General features: G+C 71.6%; 12 protein-coding genes and 2 pseudogenes. 4 read left to right on the top strand and 10 right to left on the bottom strand.

The genetic code is table 11. The features are described 5' to 3' along the window. Positions 1–4: 4 nt before the first annotated feature. The 3 genes from J2S58_RS14935 to J2S58_RS14925 are packed head-to-tail and all read right to left on the bottom strand — an operon-like array spanning position 5 to position 2,371. Positions 5–1,708 carry an urease subunit alpha gene (locus J2S58_RS14935; protein ID WP_240189246.1) on the bottom strand — a complete coding sequence of 568 codons (1,704 nt, stop codon included), beginning with the start codon at positions 1,706–1,708 and terminating at the stop codon, positions 5–7. After that, on the bottom strand, positions 1,708–2,058 hold the full coding sequence (gene ureB / locus J2S58_RS14930; protein ID WP_205257917.1) for an urease subunit beta: 351 nt from the start codon (positions 2,056–2,058) through the stop codon (positions 1,708–1,710). Before ureB ends, J2S58_RS14935 begins: the two co-directional genes overlap by 1 nt. 10 nt (positions 2,059–2,068) lie before the next feature. After that, a complete protein-coding gene (locus J2S58_RS14925) occupies positions 2,069–2,371 on the bottom strand; it encodes an urease subunit gamma (RefSeq protein ID WP_205257972.1) in 303 nt (100 codons plus the stop codon). A gap of 203 nt (positions 2,372–2,574) precedes the next feature. Here J2S58_RS14925 and J2S58_RS14920 point away from each other — a divergent pair, with 203 nt between their 5' ends. Further along, positions 2,575–2,952 carry a VOC family protein gene (locus J2S58_RS14920; protein WP_205257916.1) on the top strand — a complete coding sequence of 126 codons (378 nt, stop codon included), beginning with the start codon at positions 2,575–2,577 and terminating at the stop codon, positions 2,950–2,952. Positions 2,953–3,001: 49 nt separating this feature from the next. On the opposite strand, the gene J2S58_RS14915 is transcribed toward J2S58_RS14920, so the two are convergent. The 6 genes and pseudogenes from J2S58_RS14915 to J2S58_RS14895 all read right to left on the bottom strand — a co-directional run bounded on the left by J2S58_RS14915 (position 3,002) and on the right by J2S58_RS14895 (position 8,888). Next, a complete protein-coding gene (locus tag J2S58_RS14915; RefSeq protein WP_205257915.1) occupies positions 3,002–4,429 on the bottom strand; it encodes a nucleobase:cation symporter-2 family protein in 1,428 nt (475 codons plus the stop codon). A 141-nt stretch (positions 4,430–4,570) separates the two neighbouring features. Further along, the gene (gene pucL, locus J2S58_RS14910) at positions 4,571–5,464 is read right to left on the bottom strand and encodes a factor-independent urate hydroxylase (protein WP_205257914.1); all 894 of its coding nucleotides are present in this window, start codon (positions 5,462–5,464) and stop codon (positions 4,571–4,573) included. A gap of 126 nt (positions 5,465–5,590) precedes the next feature. Then, complete coding sequence (gene uraH, locus J2S58_RS14905; RefSeq protein ID WP_205257913.1) at positions 5,591–5,941, bottom strand: hydroxyisourate hydrolase; 351 nt, start codon at positions 5,939–5,941, stop codon at positions 5,591–5,593. Further along, positions 5,938–6,426 (bottom strand): annotated as a pseudogene (uraD, locus tag J2S58_RS19230) (2-oxo-4-hydroxy-4-carboxy-5-ureidoimidazoline decarboxylase); the annotation flags it as partial. The pseudogene uraD and the gene uraH, both read right to left, overlap by 4 nt. Positions 6,427–6,519: 93 nt before the next feature. Further along, positions 6,520–7,269, bottom strand: a pseudogene (locus tag J2S58_RS19225) (GntR family transcriptional regulator); the annotation flags it as partial. Positions 7,270–7,367: 98 nt separating this feature from the next. Next, positions 7,368–8,888, bottom strand: a complete 1,521-nt coding sequence (locus J2S58_RS14895; protein ID WP_205257912.1) for an NCS1 family nucleobase:cation symporter-1 — start codon at positions 8,886–8,888, stop codon at positions 7,368–7,370. A gap of 148 nt (positions 8,889–9,036) precedes the next feature. Between J2S58_RS14895 and J2S58_RS14890 the strand changes: the two genes are divergently transcribed. Then, positions 9,037–9,597, top strand: a complete 561-nt coding sequence (locus J2S58_RS14890) for a phosphoribosyltransferase (protein WP_205257911.1) — start codon at positions 9,037–9,039, stop codon at positions 9,595–9,597. A 6-nt stretch (positions 9,598–9,603) separates the two neighbouring features. On the opposite strand, the gene serS is transcribed toward J2S58_RS14890, so the two are convergent. Continuing rightward, positions 9,604–10,866 carry a serine--tRNA ligase gene (gene serS / locus J2S58_RS14885; protein WP_205257910.1) on the bottom strand — a complete coding sequence of 421 codons (1,263 nt, stop codon included), beginning with the start codon at positions 10,864–10,866 and terminating at the stop codon, positions 9,604–9,606. A gap of 82 nt (positions 10,867–10,948) precedes the next feature. Between serS and J2S58_RS14880 the strand changes: the two genes are divergently transcribed. Next, positions 10,949–11,296 carry a metallopeptidase family protein gene (locus tag J2S58_RS14880; protein WP_205257909.1) on the top strand — a complete coding sequence of 116 codons (348 nt, stop codon included), beginning with the start codon at positions 10,949–10,951 and terminating at the stop codon, positions 11,294–11,296. A gap of 168 nt (positions 11,297–11,464) precedes the next feature. Beyond that, the gene (locus tag J2S58_RS14875; RefSeq protein ID WP_205257908.1) at positions 11,465–12,421 is read left to right on the top strand and encodes a carbohydrate kinase family protein; all 957 of its coding nucleotides are present in this window, start codon (positions 11,465–11,467) and stop codon (positions 12,419–12,421) included. The last annotated feature ends 2 nt before the right edge of the window (positions 12,422–12,423 follow it).

The raw sequence follows: 12,423 nt of genomic DNA, 5'->3' as shown, positions 1-12,423 counted from the left end.
CCGGTCAGAACATCGAGTAGAGCTGGGCGAGCGGCAGCACCGAGGCCGGCGCCGGCTCGACCCGTTCGCCGTCCACGTCGATCGCGAACGTCTCCGGATCGATGTCGATGCGGGGCAGCGCGTCGTTGTTGATCATCTGCGCCTTGCCGACGTCGCGGGTGGGCTTGACCCCGACGAGCTTCCGGCGGAGCCCGAGCCGGTCGGCGAGCCCGTCCTCCAGGGCCCGCGGAGCGACGAAGGACACGGACAGGTCGGCGCCCACGTCCGCGGTGAGCGCCGGGCGCATCAGCACCGGCTGCGGGGTGGGGATGGAGGCGTTCGGGTCACCGAGCGCGCCCCAGACCAGGCCGCCGCCCTTGATGACCACGGACGGCCGGATGCCGAAGAACTTCGGCTCCCACAGCACGAGGTCGGCCATCTTGCCGGCCTCCACCGACCCGATCTCGTCGTCCAGGCCGTGGGCGATGGCCGGGTTGATCGTGTACTTGGCGATGTACCGCCGGGCCCGGAAGTTGTCCGCCGGCAGCCCGCCGCCGATATCGCCCCGGCGTGCCTTCATGACGTGCGCCACCTGCCAGGTCCGGGCGATGACCTCACCGATCCGGCCCATCGCCTGGGCGTCGGAGGAGGTCAGCGAGATGGCGCCCATGTCGTGCAGGATGTCCTCGGCCGCGATGGTCGTCGCCCGGATGCGGGACTCGGCGAACGCCAGATCCTCGGGGACCGCCGGGTTCAGGTGGTGGCACACCATCAGCATGTCCAGGTGCTCGTCCACCGTGTTGACGGTGTGCGGCAGCGTCGGATTGGTCGACCCGGGGATGACGTGGGCCAGGCCGGCCAGCGTGAGGATGTCCGGCGCGTGCCCGCCGCCGGCCCCCTCCACGTGGAACGCGCTGATGGAACGTCCGGCGATGGCGTCGATGGTGGAGGCGACGTAGCCGGCCTCGTTCAGCGAGTCCGAGTGCAGGGCGACCTGCAGGCCCCAGTCGTCGGCCGCACGCAGCGCCGCGTCGACCGCGGCCGGGGTGGAACCCCAGTCCTCGTGCACCTTGAACCCGCCCGCGCCGGCCAACGCCTGCTCGGCCAGGCCCGCCACCGAGGTGGTGTTGCCCTTGCCGAGCAGCAGCAGGTTGATCGGGTACGGGTCGATGGACCGGTGGATCTGCCGCAGGTGCCAGGCCCCCGGGGTGACGGTGGTGGCCTTGGTGCCCTCGCTCGGCCCGGTGCCACCGCCGCCCAACGTGGTCAGCCCGGTGGCCAGCGCCTCGACGATCTGCGACGGGGAGATCAGGTGCACGTGGGTGTCGATGCCGCCCGCGGTGAGGATCTTGCCCTCGCCGGAGATGACATCGGTGCCCGGTCCGATGACCAGATCGGGGTGCACGCCGTCGGCGATGTCCGGGTTGCCGGAACGGCCGAGCGCGACGATCCGGCCGTCCCGGATCCCGACGTCGGCGCGGACGATGCCCCAGTGGTCGAGCACGATCGCATTGGTGATGACGGTGTCCAGCGCGCCGTCGGCGCGGGAGGTCTCGCCCTGCGCCATGGACTCGCGGATGGACTTGCCGCCGCCGAACACGGCCTCCTCACCGCCCGCGGTGAGGTCCTGCTCGATCTCGATCCACAGATCGGTGTCGCCCAGGCGGACCTGGTCGCCGACGGTGGGGCCGTAGAGGGCCGCGTACTCGGCCCGGGAGATCTGCACCATCAGGAGGCTCCGTCCAGGTCGATCTGCTCGGCGGTCTTCAGCTGTCCGCCGGGTACCCGGCGGGCCCCCTGCAGAGCCACCGCGTCGATGGTCCGGGAGGCACCCGGCTCGAACCGGCGGGAGGTGCCCGAGGGGATGTCGAGGCGGAAGCCGTGCGCGGCGTCGCGGTCGAAGTCCAGCGCGGTGTTGGCGTCCGGCAGGTGCAGGTGCGAGCCGATCTGCACGGGGCGGTCGCCGGTGTTGGTGATGGTGAGCTCGATGCGCTCGGCGGCGGTGCGCCCGGCGTTCAGCTCGATGGTGCCCTCGGCGACGCGGACGGCGCCCGGTCCCTGGGCGGAAGTGCCTGCCATGTCCGGCCTCTCAGGCGATCGGGTGGTGGATGGTGACGAGCTTGCGACCGTCGGGGAAGGTGGCCTCCACCTGGACGTCGGGGAGCATCTCGGCGACCCCGTCCATCACCTGCTCGCGGGTCAGCACCTCGCGACCGGCCTCCATCAGATCGGCGACCGTGCGGCCGTCCCGCGCCCGCTCGATGACCCAGGTGGTCAGCAGGGCAACGGTTTCCGGGTAGTTCAGCTTCACACCGCGGTCGAGGCGGTCGCGGGCGACCATGCCCGCCACGGAGAGCAACAGCTTCTCGGTGTCCGACGGGGTCAGGTGCACGTGCCGCCTCTTCTCGCCCACGACCCGGCGCGTCCGGGCCTGCGCCGCCGTCCCCGGAGGGCACCGCGGCCGATCACGTCAGCAGCACGCTAGGGCATCGCCTCCCGCACTGCCCGGGCAGTCTGCGCGAGCCGGGTTACCGCCAGATGACGCCCGGCCGGAATTCCCTTCCCGTCCTACCGGCGACTTCCTACGATGCCGCCATGCCGCTGATCCTGGAACAGGTGAACATCGACGCCCGTGACCCGGTCGGCCTCGCCCGGTGGTGGGCCACCGCACTGGGCTGGGTCGACGTGACCGATCCGGCCGACACCGCCGGCGCCGACGATCCGGAGGACCTCTGCGAGATCCGCCCGGCTCCGGACCAGCTGCCCGGCCTGCTGTTCATCCGCGTACCCGAGGGCAAGACGGTGAAGAACCGGCTGCACCTGGACTTCCGGCCGGACGACCAGGCCGCCGAGGTCGCCCGGCTGCTGGAACTGGGCGCCCGCCGGGTGGACGTCGGCCAGGGCGACCCGTCGTGGACGGTGCTGGCCGATCCGGAGGGCAACGAGTTCTGCGTGCTGTCCGGCCGGGGCTGACCGGCAGGACGAGCCGGTCCGGGTCGGTGTCGACCCGGACCGACCCGGGTCAGTGCTGCGGCATGCGTGCGGCCTCGCCCCGTGGCTCCACCTGGGGGGATTCCCGCACGGCGTCGTAGGCCGCGAGCGGTTCGTTCTCGAGCTGCTTGCGCTGCTTGTCGGAGTTCAGCAGCAGGTTGAGCAGGATCGCGACGATGGCGCCGGCGCTGATGCCGGAGTGGAAGATCGTCTTGAACCAGGTCGGGAAGGCGTTGTAGAAGTCGTCGCGGACGACCGGGATCATGGCGATACCCAGCGCGATCGCCACCACCAGGATGTTGCGGTTGTTGAACTTCACGGTGGACAACGTGCGCACCCCGCTGGCCGCGACCATGCCGAACAGGGCGATGCCGGCGCCACCGAGCACCGGCTGCGGGATGCCCTCGACGAGCGCGCCCATCTTGGGGGTGAGCCCGAGGATCAGCAGGACGCCGCCGGCGAACGTCGCGACGAACCGGCTGCGCACCCCGGTGATCGAGACCAGGCCGACGTTCTGGGCGAACGCGGTGTACGGGAAGGTGTTGAACACCCCGCCGAGCACGGTGGACAGGCCGTCCGCGCGCAGGCCGTCGGCCAGCCGGCCGCCGTCGATCCGCACGTCCACGATCTCGCCGATGGCCAGGATGTCGCCGGTGGTCTCGGTCATGATCACCAGCGCAACGATGCACATCGAGACGATGGCGGAGACCTCGAAGATCGGGAAGCCGAAGTGGAACGGGGTGGTGACGCCGACCCAGTCGGCCGAGCCCACCTTGGTCCAGTGCGCCTGGCCGAAGGGGATGGCGACCAGGGTGCCCACCACGATGCCCAGCAGGATGGAGATGCGGGCCAGCACGGGCGGACCGAACCGTTCGATGAGCACGATGAACAGCAGGACCCCGGCGGCCAGTGCGACACCGGCCGGTTCGGCCCCGTCCTCGGTCACGATGCCGCCGGCGGCCCAGTTCGCGGCCACGCCCATCAGCGACAGGCCGATGATGAGGATGACGGTGCCCGTCACCAGCGGCGGGAAGAAGCGCACGAGCCTGGCGAACAGCGGGGCCATCAGCATCATGAACACGCCCGAGGCAATGACCGACCCGTAGATGGCGGCCACGCCGTAGGTGGACCCGATGACGATCATCGGCGCCACCGCCGCAAAGGTGCAGCCCTGCATGAGCGGGAGCCGCACGCCGAACCACTTGAACCCGATGGACTGGATCAGGGTGGCGATGCCCGCGACGAACAGGTCGGCGGTGACCAGGTAGCCGAGGTCGTCCGGGTTCAGCTTGCCGGCGGCGATCAGCGCCCCGCCGACGACCAGGGGAACGGCCACGGCCCCGGCGTACATGGCCAGGACGTGCTGCAGGCCGAGCGGGATGAGCTGCCGCCAGCCGGGCAGCTCGTCGACGGACTCCAGCGGCCTGCCGTCCGCGCCCATCCTGCGCCTGAATCCCATGACGACCCCCTCGACCCGACCGGGGCGGTCGGTCCGCCCCCTCCGGGTCAGGACGGTCCCGCCCGGATGTTGCCGGTGCCGACCCCGCCGGGTGAAGGACGCGTTAAGCAGCGGATATACCGGGCGCGGGGGACGGACGGATCAGACGAAGCCGGCCACGCCGTCCCAGGCGGTCGGGGCCGGCGGCGCGTCGTCCCGGAGCACGGACGCCTCGATGAGGCCGTACGGGCGGTCGGCGGCGTAGAAGACCATGTTCGGGTTGTCCAGGCCCCACTTCTCCAGGTCGACCAGGAAGTGGTGCTTGTTCGGCATGGACAACCGGATCTCGGCGACCTCGGGGTGCGCGGTCAGCACGGCCTCGCCCATCGCGAAGAGCGTCTGCTGCAGGGACAGGCTGTGCACGGTCGCGAACTTCTCCAGCATGACCGCGCGGATCGCGGTGAAGGCGGCGTCCCAGTCGACGTCGACACCGGTGTACCGCCAGCGGGCGGTGACCGAGGTGGCCATGATGCGGTCGGTGGTCTCGACCAGCGAGGTGTACGGGACGTCCGGGAAGCCCCAGAACTCGCTGCCGGTGCTCTTCAGGACGACCAGGCCGGCCACCCCGGAGATCACCTGCTCGTCGTCGCCGTCCTTCATGACCAGCGCCGTCCGCACCTCGGCGGACCCGCGGACGAAGGAGTGGTCGTGGGCACCGTCGGGGGTGTGGATGCGGTCCCACCCGTACTGCTCGATCTCCATCCGCGCGCCGGTGACCTGCGGGTAGGGGCCGACGAAGTGCCGGGCCAGGCGCAGCGCGAACTCCTCGACGGTGCTGAAGCCGCCGGTGCGGGCCAGGGCGTAGACGGTGTTCTTCTGGGTGTCCGTGGCGATGATCGCGCTGTTGTCACCCGTGGCGAAGGTGGACGAGAAGTCCCCGATGAGCTGACTGGTGACGTTGACGTCGGTGATCACGTGCACCGGGGTGCTCCGGTCGACGTGCACCATGCGCACCTCGGCCTTGCCGTACTGGTTCGGTCCCAGGACGATGCCCATGGCGCGCCTCCCGCGTTCGTGATCGGCCGGGCCCGTCCCGACGACCTGTGCCGCATGGTGCCGCAGCCGTGTGTCGGGCGGGTGTCCGGGGCGTCAGCGCTCGGAACGATCCGCTGCCCCGCTCGGTCAGCTGCCCAGGTAGGTGGAGTACGAGTACGTGCTGACCAGGACGGGCACGTGGTAGTGCTCCCGGGCGCCGTCGAGCAAGACCTGGACGGCGATCGTCGGGAAGAAGACGCTGCCGTGCTCGGCGGCGAAGTACCCGCCGGTGGACAGCACGATGCGGTACTCCCCCGCCGGCAGCGGGTCCCGGTTCAGCCGGCCGACCCGGCCGTCGGTGTCGGTGCTGCCGTGGCCGAGCACCCGGACCGATCCGTCCGGACCGACGCCCTCCAGCACGGCGGGGATCCCCGCGGCCGGCCGGCCCCGGACGGTGTCCAGCACGTGGGTGGACAGCCGCTCCACGGTGCCGCTCACGCCCCGACCGCCTTGTCCAGCCGCAGCGCCCCGATCTGGCCGAGCTCACCCAGGACGACGTCCCGTTCCTCCTCGGGGGTGTGGGTCAGGCGTTCCCGGAGGGCGGTCAGGATCTCGTCCCCGCTGCGCCCGGCCGCCGAGATCAGGAAGATGTGCCCGAACCGCTCCTCGTAGGCGGCGTTCCCGGCGGCGAGGTCGTCGATCTGGCCGGCCTGCACGCCGGACTGCTCATTCCCCGACCAGGCGGCGTCGACACCGGACCCGCCGGCGCGCTCGCCGATCCGGGGGTGGCGGGCCAGGGCGGCGGCCGCCTCCTCCCAGGTGATCAGGGCGGTCCGCCCGGTGGCCGAGGCGTCCAACGCGACGCGATCGGGGTAGGGCCGTCCGGCGGCGACGGCGTCCACCCAGCTCGGCACGTCCAGGCAGGCGGTGAGCAGCTCGCGAACGGTCGCGGGGTCGGCGGAGTTGAACTCGGCCAGGCTCATCACGGGCGGGGTCGGGGCGCTCATGGGGTCGTCCTCCGGGGTGGGGTCGGGGTGGGGCGGCCCGGCCAGCATCCCAGGTGCGGGCTTGCTGTCCGGCGGGCGGTCGAACGGACCGGTGTCGTCGGGCAGATCGGCCAGCACCGTCTCCAGCCCCTGCATGTGCCGTCCGGAGATCTCCAGCAGGGCCGCCCGGTCCCGGGCCACGAACGCGGTGAACATCTCCGCGTGCTCGGCGTGCAGGTGGGTGCGCTGCGCCCCGGAGAGCAGGGTCATCGGCCGGAACGGTTCGGTCATGTTCCACGCGGATTCGAGCATGGTCTGCAGCCGAAGCATGTGTGCGGGCCGGATCAGCGCCAGGTGGAACACCCGGCTCTCCCGGTGGTAGGACCGCACGTCGTCCGCACCGATGGCCCGGTCCATCGCCCGCAGCGCCGCCTGCGCTGCGGCGTCGTCGGCGGGCCCGGCCCGGCCCACGGCAGCGGCCAGCGCGGCGGACTCCAGCACCCCACGCACCAGGTACAGCTCGGCGAACTCCGCCCGGGTCAACCGGGCGACGGCGTAGCCGGACCGGGGGCGGTGGTCGACCAGGCTCTCCCCGACCAGCGTCTTGAGCGCCTCGCGCACCGGGATGCGGCTGACACCGAACTGTTCGGCCACCTCGTCGAGCGGGATGGGCGTGCCCGGCGGTACGTCCCCGGACAGGATCACCCGCCGCAGCTCGGCCAGGATGGCCTGCTGCGAGCCGCCGGGGTGCTCCGGGGCGAGCAGGGCCAGCAACGCGGATCGTCGGGGTGCAGCGACCACGGTGATCCTCCCCCGCCGCCCGGTGCCGCGCCCGCCCATGATCGTCCCGTCGGGGCCGGTCCGCACCCGGGGCTGCCCGCCGGGTGAACCGGCGGGCAGCGTGGGCGTCCTGGACGGGCGGCGGGCCGGGGCGCGGCTCAGAGGGTGACGACCTCCGCATCGGCCGGCGACGTGGGCTTCACGCGGCGGCTCAGCACCACGTGGATGACGAAGCCCAGTGCCGCCCCGAGGAACCAGCTGAACGTCGCCCAGTAGGCGGTGCCCAGGAAGACGAGCAGCAGGGCCACCACGGCGCCGACCGCGGTGGCGACGATGGCGATCGGGTTGTAGCCCTTCGTGTAGAAGTACGCCCCCTTCTCGCTCATCGTGTACAGGTCGTCGACGATCACCTGGCGCTTGCGGACCAGGTAGTAGTCGGCGATGAGCACCCCGTACAGCGGCCCGATGAACGCACCGAGGATGTCCAGCGTGTAGTGCATCGTGGTGGGCGAGTTGAACAGGTTCCACGGGGTGAGCAGGACGGAACCGACGGCCGCGATCATGCCGCCCATCCGCCAGCTGATCCGCTGCGGGGCGACGTTGGAGAAGTCGAAGGCCGGCGAGACGAAGTTGGCCACGATGTTGATGCCGACGGTGGCGATCATGAACGTCAACGCACCCAGCACGATGGCGAAGGTGTTGCCCAGGCGGCCGACCGTCTCGACCGGGTCGATGATGAGCTCGCCGTAGACCGGCCGGGTCGCCGCGGCGGTGACCACCACGATGACCGAGAACACCAGGAAGTTGACCGGCAGGCCGAGGAAGTTGCCCTTCTTGACCGCGGCGAAACTCTTGCCGTAGCGCGAGAAGTCGCCGTAGTTGAGCATCGGGCCGGAGAAGTAGGAGACGACCAGCGCGATCGCGGAGATGATCACCGGCACGATGGCCCAGCCGGTCAGCGTGATGCCGTCCTCGGCGAGGTTGAAATCGATGTTCGACCAGCCGGCCTTGACCACCAGGTATCCGCAGAGCAGGAACATGACGACGTAGACGGCGGGGCCGCAGAAGTCGATGAACTTGCGGATGGCCTCCATGCCGCGCCAGAACACCAGCGCCTGGGCGACCCACATGATCGCGAACCCGATCCAGCCGAGCAGCGACAGGCCGGCGAACCCGTAGGCGGCCTTGTCGCCGTAGGGGGCGAGGTTCGGCCACACGCTGATGGCCAGGATGACCAGGGACGCCGAGGCCAGGTAGGTCTGGATGCCGTACCAGGCCACCGCGATCAGCCCACGGATGATGGCCGGGATGTTGGCCCCGAGCACACCGAAGGGCACCCGGCAGGCGACCGGGTAGGGGGCGCCGATGGCCTGGCTGGGTCGGGCGACCAGATTGCAGAGCAGGTAGACGATGCCGATGCCGACGAGCAGCGCGACCAGCACCTGCCAGGCGGCCAGACCCAGGGCGAACAGGCTGCCGGCGAAGACGTAGCCGCCGACGCTGTGCACGTCGGACATCCAGAAGGCGAAGAAGTTGTACGCCTTCCAGTTCTGCTTCTTCAACGGCGCGAGATCCTCGTTGGTCAGCCTGGGGTCGTACCCGGGCTTGATGAGGCCCACCCCGGCCGGGTGATCGGCGTCGGGGGCGGCACCTCCCTGCGGTGCAAGGGTGTCGGTCATCGTTGTGCCTCCGGGTCCGCTGGTCACTCCAACGAGGGAAGGCTAGGACCGGACTGTTGCGCCGTGATGACCGTGCGGATATATCTGCTCACCGCCTGCCCACTCGGGGCCGGGAACCGGGCGGGTGTGCACCGGTTAGATTTCCCGGATGGCAGACCGACCCGAGACCCCCGTGACCGACGACGCCGCGGTGACCGCCGCGACCGCACCCGTCCGGGAGGTGCTGGGGTGGGGCCAGTTCGGTGAGGCCTCCCGCGAACTCGCCCACCAGGTCGCCGACAGCGGGTTCGACGCGGAGATCGTGCTGGCCATCGCCCGGGGCGGGCTCGTCCCGGCCGGGGCGCTGTCCTACGCCCTGGGCCTGAAGGCGGCGGGCACGCTGAACGTGGAGTTCTACACCGACATCGAGACGACCCTGCCGGATCCGATCGTGCTCGAGCCGTTGCTGGACACGAACGCCATCGTCGGCAAGCGCCTGCTCGTCGTCGACGACGTGGCCGACTCCGGGCGCACCCTGGCCCTGGTGATGGATCTGGTCCGCGGCCACGGCGCCGAAGCCCGGTCGGCCGTGCTCTACACCAAGCCCAGGACCATCGTGCAGCCCGATTTCTCCTGGCGGGAGACGGACAGGTGGATCACGTTCCCCTGGTCGGCTCTGCCGCCCGTGAAGCCGTCGGCTCTGCCGCCCGTGAAGCCGTCGGCGCAGTAGCGCCGGTCAGCGCACGGGCTCGAGCACCTCGCGGCCGCCGAGTCCGGGGCGGAGCGCCTCGGGGACGCGGACGGACCCGTCCGGGAGCTGGTGGTTCTCCAGGATGGCCACCAGCCACCGGGTGGTGGCCAGGGTGCCGTTGAGGGTGGCCGCGGTCTGCGGCTTGCCGTCCTCGTCGCGGTACCGGACGTTGAGGCGGCGGGCCTGGAACGTCGTGCAGTTCGAGGTCGAGGTCAGCTCGCGGTAGGCCTGCTGGGTGGGTACCCACGCCTCGCAGTCGTACTTGCGGGCGGCGGAGGTGCCGAGATCGCCGGCGGCGACGTCGATGACGCGGTAGGGCACCTCGACGGCGGCGAGCATCTCTTCCTCGAAGGACAACAGCCGCAGGTGCTCGGCGGCGGCGTCCTCCGGCTTGCAGTAGGAGAACATCTCGACCTTGTCGAACTGGTGCACCCGGATGATGCCGCGGGTGTCCTTGCCGTAGGAGCCGGCCTCCCGCCGGAAGCAGGAGGACCAGGCGACGTACCGCTGCGGGTCGGCGGCCAGGTCGAGGATCTCGTCGGAGTGGTAGGCCGCGAGCGGCACCTCGGAGGTGCCGACCAGGTACAGGTCGTCGGCGGCCAAGCGGTACACCTCGTCGGCGTGCTCCCCGAGGAACCCGGTGCCCTCCATCGACTCGGGCTTGACCAGCACCGGCGGGATCATCGGGATGAAGCCGTGCGCGACGGCCTTGGCCACGGCCAGGTTGAGCATCGCCCACTGCAGCTGCGCACCCACGCCGCGCAGGAAGTAGAAGCGCGCGCCGGAGACCTTCGCCCCACGTTCGGTGTCGATCGCGCCCAGCGCCTCGCCGAGATCGAGGTGGTCGCGGGGGGTGAAGTCCATCGTCGGGACCTCGCCGACGTGCCGGATGACCTCGAAGTCCTGCTCACCGCCGGCCGGGCCGCCGGCCACGATGTTGGGGACGATGCGGTGCGCGGCGGCCAGTTCGGCCTCGGCGGCGGTCTCGGCGGCCTCCGCCTCCCGGACGGCGACCGACATCTCCTTGCCGCGGGCCAGCAGAGCGGGGCGGTCGGCCGGGGCGGCCTTGCCGATGGTGCGGCCGAACGCCTTGTGCTCGGCGCGCAGGGCATCGGCGGCGGACACCGCCGACCGCCGGTCCGCGTCGGCGCTCACCAGCCGGTCCACCACGGCGGGGTCGGCCCCGCGGGCCTGCTGGGAGGCCCGCACGGCCTCCGGGTCGGTCCGGACGATGCGCAGGTCGATCACGGCCCAGACTCTAACCCCGGCCGGCGGGCGCTCCGGGCGGCCGTTCACCCGCCGGGCACCGCGCGCCCGGCACTATGGATGCATGGCTGTCAGCATGACCCGCGCCGAGTTCGACGTCCTGGTCTCCGAGGCACTGGACCTCATCCCCGACCGCTTCACCGCCACCATGGACAACGTGGTCGTCCTGGTCGAGGACCACCACCCCACCGAGAACCTGTACGGGCTCTACCACGGGGTGGCCCTGACCGAACGGACCTCGTCGTACTCGGGGTACCTGCCGGACACCATCACCATCTACCGCACCCCGATCCTGGCCCACGCGGCCGACCCGGAGGCCGCCCGCGAGCAGGTGGCGACCACGGTCATCCACGAGATCGCCCACCACTTCGGCATCGACGACGACCGGCTGGACGAACTCGGCTGGGGCTGACCCCGGCAGGCGCGGCCGGTCCCGGACCGGCCGCCCGGCGGGACCACCCCCGACCCCACTACGCTCCGCGGACCGGACCACGAGGTGCGGGCCGGCTCGTCCCGGACCCGTGCCGCCGTGGTCCGGCCAGACACGACACCGGATGCGCCCCACCTGTTGAGGAGAACCATGCCGACGATCGCCGTCATCGGGGAGATCATCGCCGATGCCGTCCTGCCCGCCGACGGGATCTCCGACGGGGTGGCGCGGCTGACCGTCCACCCGGGCGGCGGGCCGGCGAACACCGCGACGGCCCTGTCCCGGCTGGGCACCCACGCCCGGTTCGGCGCGCGCATCTCCGGCGGCGCCCTCGGCGCGCTGTGCCGGGCCAAGCTGGAGGAGTCGAAGGTCGACCTGTCCGCGGCGGAGACCGCGACCGAGGCGGCCTCCCTGGCGATCGCCCGCCTGGACGCCTCGGGTGCGGCGTCCTACGAGTTCTACGTGGAGGGCACCGCCGACTGGGCGTGGACGCCGGAGACCCTGGCCCCCGTCGTCGACGGCCCCTTCCCGGCCGGCACCGGCGCCCCGGTGGCCGTGCACACCGGATCGCTGGCCCTGGCCCTGCAGCCCTCGGGACGCGCCATCGAGGACCTGCTGGGCCGGGCGCGGGAGCGGATGACCACCTCGGTGGACCCCAACCTGCGGCCGCTGCTCGTCCCGGTCGAGGACTACCGGCAGAACATCGACCGGTGGGTGGGCCTGGCCGACCTGGTGCGGCTGTCCGAGGACGACCTGGAGCTGCTCTGGCCGGGCTGGACACCGGAACGCTGCCTCGACCACCTGCACCAGCAGGGGGTCGTGCTGGCCATCGTCAGCCTGGGGGCCGAGGGCGCGGTGGCCTCGCTGCGCGGGGAACAGGTGCGGGTGCCCATCGCCCCGACCACCCTGGTCGACACGGTCGGCGCCGGCGACTCGTTCCAGGGCGGGCTGCTGCACCACCTGGCCGAGAACGGGCACCTGGGCGGGCGGCTCGATCGGCTGGACCTCGAAGGCCTGACCGCCGCGCTCACCTTCGCCTCGCGCGTCTCGGCGATCAACTGCTCACGCGCCGGGGCGAACCCGCCCTGGGCCGCCGAACTGGACTGACG

It is taken from the genome of Nakamurella flavida, assembly GCF_030811475.1.
Taxonomy (GTDB): Bacteria; Actinomycetota; Actinomycetes; order Mycobacteriales; family Nakamurellaceae; genus Nakamurella; species Nakamurella flavida.
Note: the sequence above shows the minus strand (reverse complement) of the source record. Positions and strands in the feature narration are given on the sequence as shown.